Below are 15,820 nucleotides of genomic sequence, written 5' to 3'. Positions count from 1 at the left end.
GGGGGCCGAGGCGGCGGTGACCCGGCCCCCGTGAACTGCGGATGCGGAGCCTCAGCCCTTGACCGCGCCCTGCATGATGCCGCCCACGATCTGCTTGCCGAAGATCGCGAAGACGATCAGCAGCGGCAGCGTACCCAACAGGGCACCCGCCATGATCAGGGACTGGTCGGGGGTGTAGCCGCGGCCCAGGCCCGCGATCGCGACCTGCACGGTCGGGTTGCCGGTCTGGGTCAGTACCAGGAACGGCCACAGGAAGTCGTTCCAGGCCTGCACGAACATCAGCATGCCGAGCACGGCCATCGCCGGCCGCGCGGCCGGGAACACCACGTGCCAGATCACGCGCCAGCTGCTCGCGCCGTCCACGCGGGCCGCCTCGATGATCTCGTCCGGCAGCGCCTGGAGCAGGTACTGCCGCATGAAGAACACACCGAACGCGCTCACCAGCGACGGGAAGATCACCGCCTGCAGCTGGTCGGTCCAGTCCAGCTTGGCGACCATCATGTACAGCGGGATCACGCTGAGCTGCGGCGGCACCATCATCGTGCCGATCACGATCAGCATCATCGCGTTACGGCCCTTGAACCGCAGCTTGGCGAAGGCGAACCCGGCGATCGTCGACAGGAACACGATCGTCGCCGCCGAAACACCCGCCACGATCGTGGTGTTGAGGAACGCCTCACCGAGGTTGGCGTCCCGCCAGGCGATCTCCAGGTTGCTGAAGAGGTTGGAACCGAACCAGAACGGGGGCGGGGTCTCCGCCAGCCGCTGGTTGTCCCGGGAGGCCGCGATCGCCGTCCACACCAGCGGGAACAGCGAGCCGATGGTGAACAGGGCCAGGATCACGTACGCGATCGGGCCGGCGTGCAGCGTCCCGCCCGCCCGGGCGGACTTGGGCAGGCGCGAGCGCTTCTGCTCCTTGGCGGGCGTGGTGCCGGGGGGCGTCACAGTCGTCGTCACGGCCGAACTCCTTAACTACTGGCGCGCAGCCGGCGCGAGATGACGTAGTTGACGATGCCGACGACGATCAGAATCAGGAACATCGTCCAGGCGATCGCCGAGGCCCGGCCCAGGTGCTGGTTGACCCAGCCCTGCTCGTACAGATACAGGCCCAGCGTCTGGAACTGGTGCTCCGCACCGCCCGAGGCGCCCTTGTTCGCGTCGAACAGCAGCGGCTCGCCGAAGACCTGGCTGGCGCCGATGGTCGACACGACGACCGTGAACAGGATCGTCGGGCGCAGCGACGGCAGCGTCACATGGAAGAACTGCTGCCAGCGGTTGGCCCCGTCCAGGGCCGCCGACTCGTACAGGTCCTGCGGGATGGCCTGCATCGCCGCCAGGTAGATCAGCGCGTTGTAGCCGGTCCAGCGCCAGATGATGATCGTCGAAACGGCGATCTGGGAGGGCCACTTGTCGTTCTGCCAGTCGATGTGGTCGACGCCGACCTGGTTCAGAACCCAGTTGATCATGCCGTAGTCGCGCCCGAAGAGCAGCACGAACACCAGCGAGGCAGCGGCGATCGAGGTCGCGTACGGCGCGAGCATGACGACCCGGTAGAAGGTCGAGCCGCGCAGCTTGTAGTTGAGGATGTGGGCGATGCCCATGGCCATCAGCAGCTGCGGAACGGTGGAGATGATGCCGATGGTGAGGGTGTTCTTCGCCGCGTTCCAGAAGAAGTCGTCGTCGAAGATCCGGGTGTAGTTGCGCAGCCCCACCCAGTTCATGTCCGTGGGCGCCGTCAGCTCCACCTGGTGCAGCGAGGCCCAGCCCGTGTAGATCAGCGGGAACAGACCGAAGGCGACGAACAGCAGGAAGAACGGCGAGACGAAGGCGTACGGGCTCCAGCGCACGTCCCGCTGCCAGCGGCGGGACAGCCGGGCCCGGCGGCGCTCGTCCACCGGGGCGGACCCCTTGCCGGAGGCCGGGCGGGCCGGGGCCGCGCCCCCCTCCTTCGCGGGGGGCGCGGCGGTGTCGTGACGGGCGGCCATACGGGTCACTTGTCCAGGTTGTTGTCGATGGTCTTGGTCGCCGTCTCCCAGGCCTCCTCCGGCGACTTGCCCTTCGTCACCAGGACCAGGCCGTTGTCGTTCAGGCTCGACCCGATGATCTGGTCCTTCGGCCCGATGACCTGGACCGGGCTCGTCTTCGCCGCCTCGGCGAAGATCTTGCCGATGGGCGCGTCACCGGTCATCTTGTTCTTCGCGTTCTGCACCGCGGGCATGTCGTAGGCGGTCGGCGTGCTCGGGAAGCTGCCCCGCTTCTCGAACAGCTTGGCCTGCTGCTCGGGCGCGGTCAGCCAGGCGGCCAGCTTCATGGCCTCCTTCACGTTCTTGCCGCTCTTCGGCACGGTGAGGAAGGAGCCGCCCCAGTTGCCGGACTTGGGCGCGGTCGCCACGTCCCACTTGCCCTGGGCCTCCGGCTTGGACTTGCTCTCGATGTAGCCGAGCATCCACGGCGGGCAGGACATCGCGGCGAACTTGCTGTTGGCGATCGTGGTGTCCCAGGCCGGCTGGAACTGGGACTGGGCGCCGACCAGCCCGTCCTCGGCGGCCTGCGCGGTCAGCATGAAGGCGTCCTTGACGACCGGGTTGTCCTTGTAGATGACCTTGCCGGACTCGTCGTAGAAGCGGACCTTCTCACTGCTGAGGATGGCGCTCATCAGGCCACCGGGGGAGTCCATGAAGGTGGTGCCCTTGGGGGCGTTCTTCTTGTACTCCTGGCCGACCTCGACCAGCTTCTTCCAGTCGCCCGCCCACATCTTCGCCAGCTCGTCGCGGTCGGTGGGCAGCCCGGCCTTCTCGAAGAGGTCCTTGCGGTAGCAGATCGCCATCGGACCGACGTCGGTGCCGAGACCGATCGTCTGGCCGTCCTTGGTGGTGGCCTGCTGCCACTTCCAGTCCAGGAAGTCGTCCTTCTTCACACCCGGCGCCTTGGACAGGTCCTCGAGCTTGCCCGCCTGCGTGCTCACGACCTCGGCGATGTTGCCCACTTCGACGCCCTGGATGTCCATCAGGCCGCTGTTGGTGGTCAGGTGGTTGACGAGCGCCGGGTAGTAGTTCTCGTTCCGCTCGGTGACGTTCTCCTGGATCTTGATGTTCGGGTTGAGCTTCTCGTACTCGGCGTAGAGACCGGCTTCCTTGAAGCCGAAGGTGCCGAAGAGACCCAGGCTGATGACGGTCTTGCCGCCGCCGCCCGACGAGTTCGAGTCCTTGTCGCCGCCGTCGTCGGCACAGCCGGCCAGCAGCCCGGCGCCCAGCGACGCGACGGCCGCCAGCACTACCGCCTTACGTGCTCGCATCTGAGGTCCTCCTGTTGCCCTGACGTGCCGACCACCCCGGCCAACGGCATGGTTGGGCCCTTTTTACTCGCTGCGGCTCGGGCGGGGAACGTGCGGGATGTGTATGTGTCAGGTACCGTGGGAGCGCTCCCACCAGTGATGTGTTGAAGACTCGCCGCTCGGCGCGGGGGTGTCAAGGGACCGGACGCGGAGAAGTGCGTTCAGTTATCGGGCCGTTAACTGGGCGCGAGAGGCGGTGCCGGTGCGACTCGGGTTGACTCGTTTCATCCTGTCCCGCGCCCGGGAACAGGGCCGTCGGAGCCGGTGCCAGGTGGTACGACGGCCCTGGCACCCGAGGGGGTCGGCGCCCCTGAGGGGACTGTTACATTCCAGCCAGCGTGACATACGACGGGAGGGCGGAGCCCAATGGCAAGCCATGGAGCGCGAGGCCGGAGCGGTGGCCGGCCCACCCTCGAAGAGGTGGCGGCGCGCGCCGGTGTCGGCCGCGGCACCGTCTCCCGGGTGATCAACGGCTCGCCCCGGGTCAGCGACGCGACCCGCGCGGCCGTCGAGGCGGCGGTCGCGGAGCTCGGCTACGTCCCGAACACGGCCGCCCGCGCCCTGGCCGCCAACCGCACGGACGCGATCGCCCTGGTCGTGCCCGAGCCGGAGACCCGGTTCTTCGCGGAGCCGTACTTCTCGGACATGCTCAAGGGCGTCGGCTCCGAGCTGTCGGAGACGGAGATGCAGCTGTTGCTGATCTTCGCGGGCAGCGACCGGGAGCGGCAGCGGCTGGCCCAGTACCTGGCCGCCCACCGCGTCGACGGCGTCCTGCTGGTCTCGGTGCACGCGGACGACCCCCTGCCGGACCTCCTCGCCCAGCTGGAGATCCCCGCGGTGATCAGCGGCCCCCGGTCGGCGGGGGAGACGCTCGCCTCCGTCGACTCCGACAACTACGGCGGTGCCCGCCAGGCCGTCGAACACCTCCTGGAGCGCGGCCGCGGCCGCATCGCCCACATCACCGGCCGCCTCGACGTCTACGGCGCCCAGCGCCGCATCGACGGCTACCGCGACGCCCTGCGCGACGCGGGCCACGAGGTGGACGAACTCCTCATCGAGCCGGGCGACTTCACGGAGGAGGGCGGCCGCAGGGCGATGGCCGCGCTGCTCGACCGCCACCCCGACCTGGACGCCGTCTTCGCCGCCTCGGACGTCACCGCGGCCGGCGCCCGCCAGGCCCTGCGCGAGGCGGGCCGCCGCATCCCCGACGACGTGGCGCTGGTCGGCTACGACGACTCCGCCATCGCCCGCCACATGGAGCCGCCGCTGACCAGCGTCCGCCAGCCCATCGAGGAGATGGGCCGCAGGATGATCGACCTCCTCCTGACCGAGATCGCCGACCGCCGCCCGCCCGTGTCCCGGGGGCTGGAGCGGCGGCAGGTGGTGCTGCCGACCGAGCTGGTGCCGCGCATGTCGTCGTGACGGGGCATCCGCTCCTGGACATCTCCGAGGCCGTCGGTCGAGCCGTACCTCCGCTCGGTGGGCGAGGTGTTCCGTTCCGCGACCAGGACTCGGGCTGTGTGTCGTACGGCGTCCGACTCGGACGGAGCGTACGGGAGTCGGCGGAGGCATCCCAGGCCGCCGGGGATGACTTACGTGATCCTCGACGGCACGCTCATCGAGTCGGACCGTCTCACCGTCGTCCGTGAGAACGGCAACGACCTGTGGTTCAGCAGGAAGCACAAGGCGTTCGGCGGGCGTGCAGTTCCTGTCCGCTCCGGACGGCGCCCCGTTGTGGGTCTCCGACGTCGAGCCCGGTTCCCAGGGCTCGGCGGACGAGCCGGCTAACGTGCCACGCGGTAGCGGAGGTAGACGACTCTCGAGCTGAAGGGGCGGGTCTCGACGAGTTCGAGATCCACCCGGCGCTCGCGTTGGGGAAAGAACGGAATGCCACCGCCGACCAGCACCGGGTAGACCATGGCCCGGTACTCGTCGATCAGACCCAACGCGGCCGCCTCGGCGGCGAGAGTCGCGCCGCCGATCGCGATGTCGCCCTGCCCCGGCTCGGCTCGCAACCGCTCGATCTCCTCCGCCAGGCCGCCGGAGGCCAGGCGGGCATTGCCCTGCACCGCCGACAGCGTGGTCGAGAACACCACCTTCGGAAGCGGCTTCCAGAGCGCCGCCCACTCGAGCATTGCCTCGTCGAGCGATGGATCCTGGTCGGCGGTCTCCCAGTACAACATCGTCTCGTACAGCCGTCGTCCCAACAGGTGGACGCCGACCTGTCGAATCTCGTCGATCCAGAAGCGAAAGACCTCCTCGTCGGGTGCCGTCCAGTCGAAGTCGCCGTTCGGCCCAACGATGTAGCCGTCAAGTGAGATGTTCATCGAATAGGTCACGCGGCGCATCAGAGGTCCTCCTCGGTAACGGGTTCGACCGTACGACCGCCGAACGCCGGCTCGGGGTCGCGAGCGGCGAGGGGGTCCACGTGTGTCCCCCGACGGCATCAGGGACGTAGCTCCAGCCGCCACCGGGTCTCCCCGTCCTGCTCCTCCTCGGTCGGGGTGAGTCCGGCCGCCGCGGCGACCGTGGCCGAGGCCAGGTGGTCGGGGTGGATGTGGGCGACCACCGTACGGACGTGCCGTCGCCCGAGCCAGTCGACGAGCCCCCGTGCCGCTTCGGAGGCGAACCCGCGCCCCTGCCACGGCGTGCCGACCACCCAGGCGATCTCCGCGTCGCGGTCCGCGGCGATCGTGGCCTGGACGGTGCCGACGAGGCGTTGTCCGGCGCGGAGCCGCAGCACCCAGTTGCACCAGGAGACGGACGGGTCGGGGGAGCCGGCGACGAGACGCTCGTAGCGGGCGCGGAGGGCTTCGGGGGAGTGGGGCGCGCCGCCGATGAAGAGGTGCAGCGCGGGGTCCGAGAGCACGGCGGCCATCTCGGCGGCGTGCTCGACGCGCAGGGGGAGGAGGTCGAGGCGGGCGGTGGGGATGGTCTCGGCGCGCACGACCGACCTCCCCGCAACGGGAATCAGCCGGTGACCTTGCACTCAAGGTCACCGGCTGATCACTCAGGGTGAGTGACGGGACTCGAACCCGCGGCATCCTGGACCACAACCAGGTGCTCTACCAGCTGAGCTACACCCACCATGACCGGTGTGGAGTCAGTGATTTCCCCGACCGGCCGAGAAAAAGTGTACAGGGTCCGAAGGGGTGCTCGCGCCCGGCTTTCGCGGCGCCCCTCCGAGTGGCCCTGTCACGCCTGCTGAGCAGGCAGAACGTGCTTCGCGGCGATCGCCTTGGCCGTGTCGGAGTCGGGGCCGGGCTGCGGGACGAAGATGGCCTCGCGGTAGTAGCGCAGCTCGGCGATGGACTCGCGGATGTCGGCGAGGGCGCGGTGGTTGCCGTTCTTCTCGGGGCTGTTGAAGTACGCGCGCGGGTACCAGCGGCGGGCCAGTTCCTTGATCGACGACACGTCGACGATGCGGTAGTGGAGGTAGTCCTCCAGCGTGGGCATGTCGCGGAGCAGGAAGCCGCGGTCGGTGCCGACCGAGTTGCCGCACAGCGGCGCCTTGCCGGGCTCCTTGACGTACTCCTTCACGTACGCCAGGACCTGCTCCTCGGCGTCCTTCAGCGTCGTGCCGTTCGGGAGCTCCGCGAGCAGCCCGGACGCGGTGTGCATCTGACGCACCACCTCCGGCATCGTCTCCAGCGCCCGCTCCGGCGGGCGGATGACGATGTCGATGCCGTCGCCGAGCACGTTCAGCTCGGAGTCGGTGACGAGGGCGGCCACCTCGATGAGCGCGTCGTCCGACAGCGAGAGGCCGGTCATCTCGCAGTCGATCCACACCATGCGATCGTTCATGTGTCTCACCTTACGGCCCGCATGCGCCCGCCGGTCCGGCCGTGTGCGCGGTGGCCCGGCGGCAGCGGCCGCGCACGGCACCGGGCCCGTGCGGAGGCTGTCTCCGCACGGGCCCGGTGGGGTCGAGTCCGGTTACGGGCTCACGTCCCGCCGCGCTGCCCCGGCAGGCTCGCCCGGCTCCCCGCGTACGCCTCGCGGCCGTTGTCCGACGACGCGGACGTCGACGCGGACAGCGACGCCGCCTGTCCGACGGCGCTCGCCGCAGCCGTGCGGCGCGACTGCAGCGGGACCGGGCTCTCCGGGTGCGGAGCGGTCGGCGAGTGGCCCGACTGGCCCGCGTGCCCGCCCGGCTGGCCCTGCGCGCCGCCCTGACCGGAACTGGGCGGGGTCGGGGACCCGTCGGTGTCCTGGGTGCGCTCGCTCTGCGGGCGGCGGGCCCGGTACGCCGCCCGGTACGCGGCCGGCGACGAGCCCAGCTGACGGCGGAAGTGGCCGCGCAGCGCCACCGGCGAGCGGAAGCCGCAGCGGCCCGCCACCTCGTCCACCGAGTAGTCCGACGTCTCCAGCAGGCGCTGCGCCTGCAGCACCCGCTGGGTGATCAGCCACTGCAGCGGCGCACTGCCGGTCAGGGAGCGGAATCGGCGGTCGAACGTACGACGGCTCATGTACGCGCGTGCCGCCAGCGTCTCCACGTCGAACTGCTCGTGGAGGTGCTCCAGGGCCCAGGCGACGACCTCGGCGAGCGGGTCGGCGCCGATCTCCTCGGGTAAAGACCTGTCGAGATAGCGCTCCTGGCCTCCGCTGCGGCGCGGCGGGACCACCAGGCGGCGGGCCAGGGCCCCGGCCGCCTCGTTGCCGTGGTCGGAGCGCACGATGTGCAGGCACAGGTCGATTCCGGCCGCCGTGCCCGCCGACGTCAGTACGTCTCCGTCGTCCACGAAGAGCTCTCGTGGGTCGACATGCACCGACGGATAGCGTTTCGCCAGCGTCGGCGCGTACATCCAGTGTGTGGTCGCGGGGCGGCCGTCCAGCAGGCCCGCCGCCAGGACGAAGGCGCCCGTGCACAGCCCGACGATGCGGGCGCCCTCCTCGTGGGCCCGGCGCAGCGCGTCGAGCGCATCATCCGGCGGTGGCGAAGTGATCGAGCGCCAGGCCGGCACGACGACCGTGCCCGCGCGCGAGATCGCTTCCAGGCCATGCGGTGCGGTGAGTTCCAGGCCCCCTGTGGTCCGCAGCGGGCCGTCCTCGCCGGCACACACCAACAGGCGGTAGCGCGGCACGCCGGCGTCCTGGCGGTCGATCCCGAACACCGACAGCGGAATGGAACTCTCGAAGATGGGGCCGCCGCTGAACAGCAGCACCGCGACGATCTCCTTGCGGCGTCGCCCGGACAGTTTCCGGGCTGCGCCTTCCGGCGCGGCAGTGGAGTCGTGGCTCATACTGCTAAGCCCCCCTCGGTGGTCGCGGCTCCTCGGTTGTGTCGCTCCTGCACGTTTCCCCTCGGTCCTGCACGAGTCCCCCGCCGTAGACAGTCAAGATCGAATCTACTGTGTCCCGTCGTGCCGAGGTGGCCGGTTCGGCACTCGGCACATTGTCGACTTGGCAACTTGGCGTGAAGCATTCGATCACGAAGCGTTGCACTCGTGGAGGGTGCAGGGAAGTGCGCCTCGGCGCGGTGGCCAATCCCCGTAGGGTGCGCAGGGCCGTCCAGACCCTTTCCGTGCAGGTGGAACGGGGGGCGCGGGGTGGTTCGGGCAAGGCATGCACGAGAACCAGAAGTTGGCTGAAAAGCAGCGTCCGGGGGCGCGAAAACCGGTCAGCCGACCGGTGTATCTCCGCCGCCGTGCCGCCCACCCCGGTGTGCGCCCGTTCCGGTGCGCTGGTGCCGGCCGCGGTGGGGCGTGGCGTCCTCGGCGAGGAGGCGGGCCGCGCCGCGCTCGGACTGGCGCAGCAGTAGGCGGCAGACACCCGTGACGGCCGCGAGGCCGAGGGCCGTACCGGTGGCGCCGACCAGCGAGGCGCCGCACCAGAGCAGGACGACCGGGACGAGGAGGCAGCTGAAGGCCGCCCAGCGGACCACGTCGGTCACGGCGTCCCGGGCCGGCGGGGCGGCGCGGTCCGTCTCGGCGGGGTGACGGCGTCCGGACATGCGTGCTCCCTGTGGCGTGGCTCACGGAGTTCAACGCGCGGCCGATCCGTCGGTCACCCTGTGCGTCCGCAGGTCGCCGCCGCAGTCCCAGAGGTAAGTGAATCCCGTGCGAACCGCCTGTACAGCGCAGCAACCATTGCGTTACGGGCGTCCCCTCGTGCATGCTCCCCTGAACCCGCCGCCGAGGGCGCGCGGGCTCTGGGCGAAGGAGGCGTGCCGCCGTACCCTTGGGGGTATGGGGTTGGGAAGATGATTCCCGGACACAGCTCCGCCGCACACTGTCGTCCCCACCCGACAAGGATCACAACGCCGAGACAGCCATGGCCGGTCACGAATTCTCCGAACCCGCGGACCGCAAGCGACCGGTCGCCGACCCGACGGCGGCCGATCCTCTGGCGGCGGAAGAGGCACGTCCTTCGTGCGACCCCGCTTTCAAGCACGGCGTGGTCGTCGGTTTCGACGGCTCGACGTCCAGTGAGCGTGCCCTCGCGTACGCGATCGGCATGGCGCAGCGCTCCCGCGCGGGCCTGATCATCGTCCACGTCGCCAACCGGCTGCCCACCACGGTGTGGGCGGGCTGCGAGCCCCCGGTCTTCGTCGACGTACCCGACCACCGTACCGAGGTGCTGGGGCTGGAGCTCGCCTGCGCGGACTACCTCGCCGAGGTGCCGTGGATCCTGGTCGAGCGCGGCGGTGACATCTGCCACGAGCTCGAAGAGGTCGGCCGGGAGTACGAGGCCGACGCGATCGTCGTCGGCTCCACCCACGGCATCGTGGGCCGGCTCTTCGGCTCCGTCGCGGGGCGGCTCGCCAAGCGGGCGAAGCGGCCCGTCGTTGTCATTCCGTAACTCGTCTTTCGCCCAGGTGAGATGAGATCTGGGTAACCCCAACTCCCTTTCTGTGCCGCGTAAATCTACTCGCGCGTAGAGGTGTTTGTGCCCTTGTGAAGGGCATATAGCGGTCACCGCACAACTGCACATGCACGAAGGGAGCCCGCCGTGGACAACGACGTCTCTGCGGGAAGCGCCACTACGATCGTCGGCCGACTCGCGCTCGGTATCACACTGTTGGCCTTCGGCCTCGGGTCCACCGAGGTGCTCGACGGCGTGACGGCGGCCGATGCCGTGTCGATCGCTCAGTATGTGGGCGGAGTCGCCCTGTTCGTCGCCGGGCTGCTGGCGTTCCGCGACCGTGACACCGTCACGGGTACGGCCTTCTCGGCACTCGGCGCCCTCTGGTTCACCTGGGCCGTCTCCGCCGACAACCAGGTCTCCGCCAACGCGGCGGGGCTGTTCCTGCTGCTGTTCGCCCTTGTGGCGCTGTCCCTGACCCTGGCCGGCGGTGACCAGCTCGCCAAGGGCGCGTACGGGCTGTTCTTCGTCTCGCTGCTGCTTGTGGCCATCGCGAGTTTCGCCGACAACGGCAGCCTCGCGAAGGTCGGTGGGTGGTTCGCGGTCGCCGCGGGGGTCGTCGCCTGGTACGCGGCGACGGCGGCTCTGGCGCACTGGCCGACCGCACTGCCGCGACGCGCTGCCGGCCGGGGGGTGACGGCCACCGGCTGATGGGCAGCCGGCGCCGGGGTATGGGCGGCCCCGGCGCGTGAGAGCGGACCCCCCGTGTCTGGTGGCGACACGTGGGGGTCCGTTCTGTTGTGAAAAACTGGGGGCTACTCCACCGTCACCGACTTGGCGAGATTCCTCGGCTTGTCGATGTCCCGGCCCAGGGCCAATGCCGTGTGGTACGCGAGGAGTTGGAGCGGGATGCCCATGAGGATGGGGTCGAGTTCGTCCTCGTTCTTCGGGACGACGATGGTGTGGTCGGCCTTCTCCTGGTCCTGGTGGGCGACGGCGAGTATCTGGCCCTGGCGGGCCTTGATCTCCTCCATGGCGGCGCGGTTCTTCTCCAGCAGGTCGTCGTCGGGGACGATCGCGACCGTCGGCAGGGCGGGCTCGATCAGCGCCAGCGGGCCGTGCTTGAGCTCGGAGGCCGGGTAGGCCTCGGCGTGGATGTACGAGACCTCCTTCAGCTTCAGGGAGGCCTCGCGGGCCACCGGGTAGCCCCGGACGCGGCCGATGAAGAGCATCGAGCGGGCCTCGGCGTAGCTCAGGGCCAGCTTCCTGATCTCCTCCTCCTGCTCCAGGATCTCGGCGATCTGGCCGGGCAGCCTGCGCAGACCGTCGATGATCCGCTTGCCGTCCCGGACCGACAGGTCGCGGGTGCGGCCCAGGTGCAGGGCGAGCAGGGCGAAGGCGACCGTGGTGTTGGTGAAGCACTTGGTCGACACCACGCAGACCTCGGGGCCCGCGTGGACGTAGATGCCGCCGTCGGCCTCGCGGGCGATCGCGGAGCCGACCACGTTCACCACGCCCAGCACCCGGGCGCCCTTGCGCTTCAGCTCCTGCACGGCGGCCAGCACGTCGTACGTCTCACCGGACTGGGAGACCGCGATGTAGAGGGTGTCGGGGTCGACGACCGCGTTGCGGTAGCGGAACTCGGAGGCGGGCTCGGCGTCGGCGGGGATGCGGGCCAGCTCCTCGATCATCTGGGCGCCGATCATGCCCGCGTGGTACGAGGTGCCGCAGCCGAGGATCTTCACCCGGCGGATCTGCCGGGCCTCGCGGGCGTCGAGGTTGAGGCCGCCGAGGTGCACGGTGGAGAAGCGGTCGTCGATGCGGCCGCGCAGTACGCGGTCCACGGCGTCGGCCTGCTCGTGGATCTCCTTGTGCATGTAGGTGTCGTGGCCGCCCATGTCGTAGGAGGCGGCCTCCCACTCCACGGTGGTCGGCTCGGACGTGGTGCGGGTGCCCTCGGTGGTGTAGGTGCGGAAGTCGTCGGCCTTGAGGGTGGCCATCTCGCCGTCGTCGAGGGTGACGATCTGGCGGGTGTGGGCGACCAGGGCGGCGATGTCCGAGGCGACGAACATCTCCTTCTCGCCGATGCCGAGGACGACGGGGGAGCCGTTGCGGGCGACGACGATCCGGTCGGGGAAGTCGGCGTGCAGCACGGCGATGCCGTACGTGCCCTCGATCAGGCGGAGGGTCTCGCGGACCTTGTCCTCCAGCTTGCTGGCCTGCGAGCGGGCAATGAGGTGCGTGATGACCTCGGTGTCGGTCTCGGAGAGGAACTCGACGCCGTCCGCCTCCAGCTTGCGGCGCAGGTCGGAGGCGTTGTCGATGATGCCGTTGTGGACGACGGCGACCTTGCCCTCGGCGTCCAGGTGCGGGTGGGCGTTGACGTCGGAGGGGGCGCCGTGGGTGGCCCAGCGGGTGTGGGCGATGCCGGTGGTGCCCTTGAAGCGGGCGGGCACCTTGGCCTCCAGGTCGCGGACCCGGCCCTTGGCCTTGACCATCTTCAGGCCGGCCGTCTTCGGGGACGTGACGACGATGCCCGCGGAGTCGTAGCCGCGGTACTCCAGGCGCTGGAGGCCCTCCAGGAGGAGCGGGGCGACGTCACGCTTCCCGATGTATCCGACGATTCCGCACATAAATACGCATTCCTCAGCCGTAGACAATGCGCCGCAGCTGCCGGAGCGTGAGCTCCGGGGGTGCCACCGCGCGATATTTGAGATCCGCCTCGATCCGCTCGAAGATCGTCGCGTTCACCAGGCCCTGGGCCTGTAGTTCGCGGTGGCGGCGACGGACGTACTCCTCGGTCGTCTCGTCGAAGTAGGCGAGCACGTCCTGGATCACACGCAGCGCCTCGCCCCGGCTCAGGGGCGTGGACCGCGTCAGATGATCAACGAGTTCGTCGTGCACTCGGTAGATCCTGAGGCACCGGCGGCACTTTCGCAAGAATCCTGCCCGATTCCGGGCAGCTGCGGGCGGCTGCGCGGACCGACGCGTGAGGCGATGCGTGGGGCGATGCGTGGGCGAGCAGCCCCGACTCACCCTGCCCGCAGCCTGACTACATCCGCTTGAGGATCGCCTGCTTGGCCATCGTGAACTCCTCGTCCGTCAGCACGCCGGTGCGGTGCAGTTCGCCGAGTTCGCGCAGCCGTCGCAGGAGGGCGTCGTGCTCGTCCTCGGCGGTGACGGGTGCGGCCTGGCGGGGCGCTTCGGCCTCCGGCGGCCGTCCGTCCGTGACGGCGGCCGGCATCGGGGCCTGGGCCGGGTGCGGGAGCCGGGCCTGCACGGCGGCCGCGACGAGCGCCATCAGCGGGTCCTTCTTGAAGCCCCACAGCTCCACGGCGTTGGGATCGTACTTCGGCGGGGCCTTGGTGGGGGCGTTCCGCACGGTGAAGCGGAGGTGGCCGTTCTCCAGGCCGACCGCCGGGTGCCACTCCACGGCGGTGATGTCGGTCAGCGCGAGGGTGCGGGGGCCGGCGGCGGCCTTGGCGTCCTCGGTCTTCCAGTTCCACTCCAGGCGGACGCGCTCACCGTCGAAGCTCGCGGTGCCGTCCCCGGCGGAGACGGACAGCGGGACGGCGGGACCCGGCAGCAGGTACTCGCTCACCGGGTCGGCGGGCACCTCGTCGAGGAGCAGCGCGTTGCGGACCTCGTCGGTGAAGTACTCGGCCACGCCGTAGCGGTCGGACTCCACGATCAGCTGGTACGGGTCGTGGGGCTCGGTGAGCCGCCCGCCGGTCGCGTGCAGCAGCGGGTCGGCACCGTCCCGCAGGCGCAGCCGCAGCCGCCCGGCCTTCTTGCCCTGCTCGAACGAGATGCCCGCCAACGCGCCCAGCGGCACGACGAGTTCGCCCAGGGTCTTGCGGAGCAGGCTGACGTTCTTGTCCCGTCCGGGAGTCAGGCGCAGGGCGTCGCCGTCGAAGGCCCACGTGCCGTCCTTCTGGATGATTTCCGCCATGGGGGGATTGTTTCACCGGTTGTGCGGGAGAGTGGTCTCTACCAATCCCGAAGGGAGCGCATGTGAGACGGCACCACAGAACGACTCCCCGTATCACCCGAGTTCTCGGGTCCCTGCTGCTCGTGGCGGCGGCGGGCGCCTACACCGGCGGTGCGGCACCGGCCGCCGAGGCCCGGGCCGCCACGCCCCTCGACCGCGTCGTCCCGGCGCCCGCCTCGGCCGACCCGGGCGGAGCGCCGTACCGCATCACCCGGGGCACGCACATCCGCGTCGACGACTCCCGTGAGACCCGCCGTATAGGCGAGTACCTGGCCGGCATTCTGCGGCCCTCCACCGGCTACCGCCTTCCGGTGACCGCGCACGGCCGGGGCGGCATCCGACTGCGCCTGGCCGAGGGCCCGTTCGGCGCCGAGGGCTACCGCCTGGACAGCGGCCGTACGGGCGTCACCATCACCGCGGCCGAGCCCGCCGGGCTGTTCCACGGCGTCCAGACCCTGCGTCAGCTCCTCCCGGCCGCCGTCGAGAGGAACTCCGTACAACCCGGGCCATGGCTGGTCGCGGGCGGCACGATCAGGGACACCCCGCGCTACGGCTGGCGCGGCGCCATGCTCGACGTCTCCCGCCACTTCTTCACCGTCGACCAGGTCAAGCGCTACATCGACCAGTTGGCCCTCTACAAGGTCAACAAACTGCACCTGCACCTCAGCGACGACCAGGGCTGGCGCATCGCCGTCGACTCCTGGCCCCGCCTGGCCACCTACGGCGGTTCCACCCAGGTCGGCGGCGGCCCCGGCGGGTACTACACCAAGGACCAGTACAGGGAGATCGTCCGGTACGCGGCCTCCCGCTACCTGGAGGTCGTCCCCGAGATCGACATGCCGGGCCACACCAACGCGGCCCTCGCCTCCTACGCCGAGCTGAACTGCGACGGCGTGGCACCCCCGCTCTACACCGGCACCGACGTCGGCTTCAGCTCGCTGTGCGTGGGCAAGGAGATCACGTACGACTTCGTGGACGACGTGATCAGGGAGCTGGCCGCGCTGACGCCGGGCCGCTACCTCCACATCGGCGGCGACGAGGCGCACTCCACGAGCCACGCCGACTACGTGAAGTTCATGGACCGCGTGCAGCCGATCGTCGCCGAGTACGGCAAGACGGTCATCGGCTGGCACCAGCTGACCGGCGCCACCCCCGCGCAGGGGGCGCTCGCCCAGTACTGGGGCCTGGACGGCACCAGCGCCGAGGAGAAGGCCCAGGTGGTGAAGGCCGCGCAGAGCGGGACGGGGCTGATCCTCTCGCCCGCGGACCGGATCTACCTGGACATGAAGTACACCAAGGACACCCCGCTGGGGCTGTCCTGGGCCGGGTACGTCGAGGTGCGGCGGTCGTACGACTGGGATCCGGGCGACTACCTCGCCGGAGCCCCCGCCGCGGCGATCCGGGGGGTCGAGGCACCGCTGTGGACGGAGACCATCGAGACCTCCGCCCACATCGACCACATGGCCTTCCCGAGGCTGCCGGGCGTCGCCGAACTCGGCTGGTCACCGGCGGCCACCCACGACTGGGAGGACTACCGGCTGCGGCTCGCGGCGCAGGGGCCGCGGTGGGACGCGCTGGGGATCGGGTACTACCGGTCACCGCAGGTGCCCTGGCCCGCCGAGTAGACCCGCCGAGCAGACCCGCCGAGCAGACCTGCCGGCGAATCCTGCCGAGCGATGCTGACGGGCACC

15 protein-coding genes and 1 tRNA gene are annotated in these 15,820 nt (G+C 70.1%); 4 read left to right on the top strand and 12 right to left on the bottom strand.

From position 1 onward, the window contains the following. Positions 1-51: 51 nt before the first annotated feature. The 3 genes from ACYVMZ_RS05115 to ACYVMZ_RS05105 are packed head-to-tail and all read right to left on the bottom strand — an operon-like array spanning position 52 to position 3,295. Positions 52-957 carry a carbohydrate ABC transporter permease gene (locus ACYVMZ_RS05115; RefSeq protein ID WP_461075831.1) on the bottom strand — a complete coding sequence of 302 codons (906 nt, stop codon included), beginning with the start codon at positions 955-957 and terminating at the stop codon, positions 52-54. Positions 958-968: 11 nt separating this feature from the next. Continuing rightward, positions 969-1,985 carry a carbohydrate ABC transporter permease gene (locus ACYVMZ_RS05110; protein WP_461076353.1) on the bottom strand — a complete coding sequence of 339 codons (1,017 nt, stop codon included), beginning with the start codon at positions 1,983-1,985 and terminating at the stop codon, positions 969-971. A 5-nt stretch (positions 1,986-1,990) separates the two neighbouring features. Continuing rightward, positions 1,991-3,295 (bottom strand): ABC transporter substrate-binding protein, encoded by a 1,305-nt coding sequence (locus ACYVMZ_RS05105; protein WP_461075829.1) that lies wholly within the window; start codon positions 3,293-3,295, stop codon positions 1,991-1,993. Between the two features lie 405 nt (positions 3,296-3,700). Between ACYVMZ_RS05105 and ACYVMZ_RS05100 the strand changes: the two genes are divergently transcribed. Then, positions 3,701-4,756 carry a LacI family DNA-binding transcriptional regulator gene (locus ACYVMZ_RS05100; protein WP_461075827.1) on the top strand — a complete coding sequence of 352 codons (1,056 nt, stop codon included), beginning with the start codon at positions 3,701-3,703 and terminating at the stop codon, positions 4,754-4,756. A 362-nt stretch (positions 4,757-5,118) separates the two neighbouring features. Here the strand turns inward: ACYVMZ_RS05100 and ACYVMZ_RS05095 are convergent, their stop codons facing one another. The 6 genes from ACYVMZ_RS05095 to ACYVMZ_RS05070 form a co-directional block, all read right to left on the bottom strand. Continuing rightward, entirely contained in the window at positions 5,119-5,682 is a 564-nt protein-coding gene (locus tag ACYVMZ_RS05095) for a dihydrofolate reductase family protein (RefSeq protein WP_461075825.1), read from the bottom strand. 98 nt (positions 5,683-5,780) lie between these two features. Next, positions 5,781-6,281 carry a GNAT family N-acetyltransferase gene (locus ACYVMZ_RS05090; RefSeq protein ID WP_461075823.1) on the bottom strand — a complete coding sequence of 167 codons (501 nt, stop codon included), beginning with the start codon at positions 6,279-6,281 and terminating at the stop codon, positions 5,781-5,783. A 67-nt stretch (positions 6,282-6,348) separates the two neighbouring features. Continuing rightward, positions 6,349-6,421, bottom strand: a tRNA-His gene (locus ACYVMZ_RS05085). Positions 6,422-6,529: 108 nt separating this feature from the next. Further along, positions 6,530-7,138 carry an oligoribonuclease gene (orn, locus tag ACYVMZ_RS05080; protein ID WP_461075821.1) on the bottom strand — a complete coding sequence of 203 codons (609 nt, stop codon included), beginning with the start codon at positions 7,136-7,138 and terminating at the stop codon, positions 6,530-6,532. A gap of 140 nt (positions 7,139-7,278) precedes the next feature. Continuing rightward, positions 7,279-8,577, bottom strand: a complete 1,299-nt coding sequence (locus tag ACYVMZ_RS05075) for a helix-turn-helix domain-containing protein (protein WP_461075819.1) — start codon at positions 8,575-8,577, stop codon at positions 7,279-7,281. 377 nt (positions 8,578-8,954) lie between these two features. Further along, a complete protein-coding gene (locus ACYVMZ_RS05070; protein WP_461075817.1) occupies positions 8,955-9,287 on the bottom strand; it encodes a hypothetical protein in 333 nt (110 codons plus the stop codon). A 320-nt stretch (positions 9,288-9,607) separates the two neighbouring features. Between ACYVMZ_RS05070 and ACYVMZ_RS05065 the strand changes: the two genes are divergently transcribed. Both ACYVMZ_RS05065 and ACYVMZ_RS05060 read left to right on the top strand, forming a co-directional pair. Then, entirely contained in the window at positions 9,608-10,135 is a 528-nt protein-coding gene (locus ACYVMZ_RS05065; protein ID WP_461075815.1) for a universal stress protein, read from the top strand. A 150-nt stretch (positions 10,136-10,285) separates the two neighbouring features. Beyond that, a complete protein-coding gene (locus ACYVMZ_RS05060; protein ID WP_461075813.1) occupies positions 10,286-10,849 on the top strand; it encodes a GPR1/FUN34/YaaH family transporter in 564 nt (187 codons plus the stop codon). 104 nt (positions 10,850-10,953) lie between these two features. On the opposite strand, the gene glmS is transcribed toward ACYVMZ_RS05060, so the two are convergent. From glmS to ACYVMZ_RS05045, 3 genes are all read right to left on the bottom strand, one after another. Beyond that, complete coding sequence (gene glmS / locus ACYVMZ_RS05055) at positions 10,954-12,771, bottom strand: glutamine--fructose-6-phosphate transaminase (isomerizing) (RefSeq protein ID WP_461075811.1); 1,818 nt, start codon at positions 12,769-12,771, stop codon at positions 10,954-10,956. Between the two features lie 13 nt (positions 12,772-12,784). Next, complete coding sequence (locus ACYVMZ_RS05050; RefSeq protein WP_266924384.1) at positions 12,785-13,042, bottom strand: hypothetical protein; 258 nt, start codon at positions 13,040-13,042, stop codon at positions 12,785-12,787. Between the two features lie 148 nt (positions 13,043-13,190). Next, a complete protein-coding gene (locus tag ACYVMZ_RS05045) occupies positions 13,191-14,090 on the bottom strand; it encodes a DUF4429 domain-containing protein (RefSeq protein ID WP_461075809.1) in 900 nt (299 codons plus the stop codon). Between the two features lie 62 nt (positions 14,091-14,152). On the opposite strand from ACYVMZ_RS05045, the gene ACYVMZ_RS05040 reads away from it, so the two are divergent. After that, positions 14,153-15,754: a beta-N-acetylhexosaminidase gene (locus ACYVMZ_RS05040; protein ID WP_461075807.1), complete on the top strand. Its 1,602-nt coding sequence runs from the start codon at positions 14,153-14,155 to the stop codon at positions 15,752-15,754. Positions 15,755-15,820: the final 66 nt, after the last annotated feature.

Source organism: Streptomyces deserti, assembly GCF_054782695.1.
The sequence above is the reverse complement of the archived record's forward strand: the minus strand, read 5'-3'. Positions and strand labels throughout refer to the sequence as shown.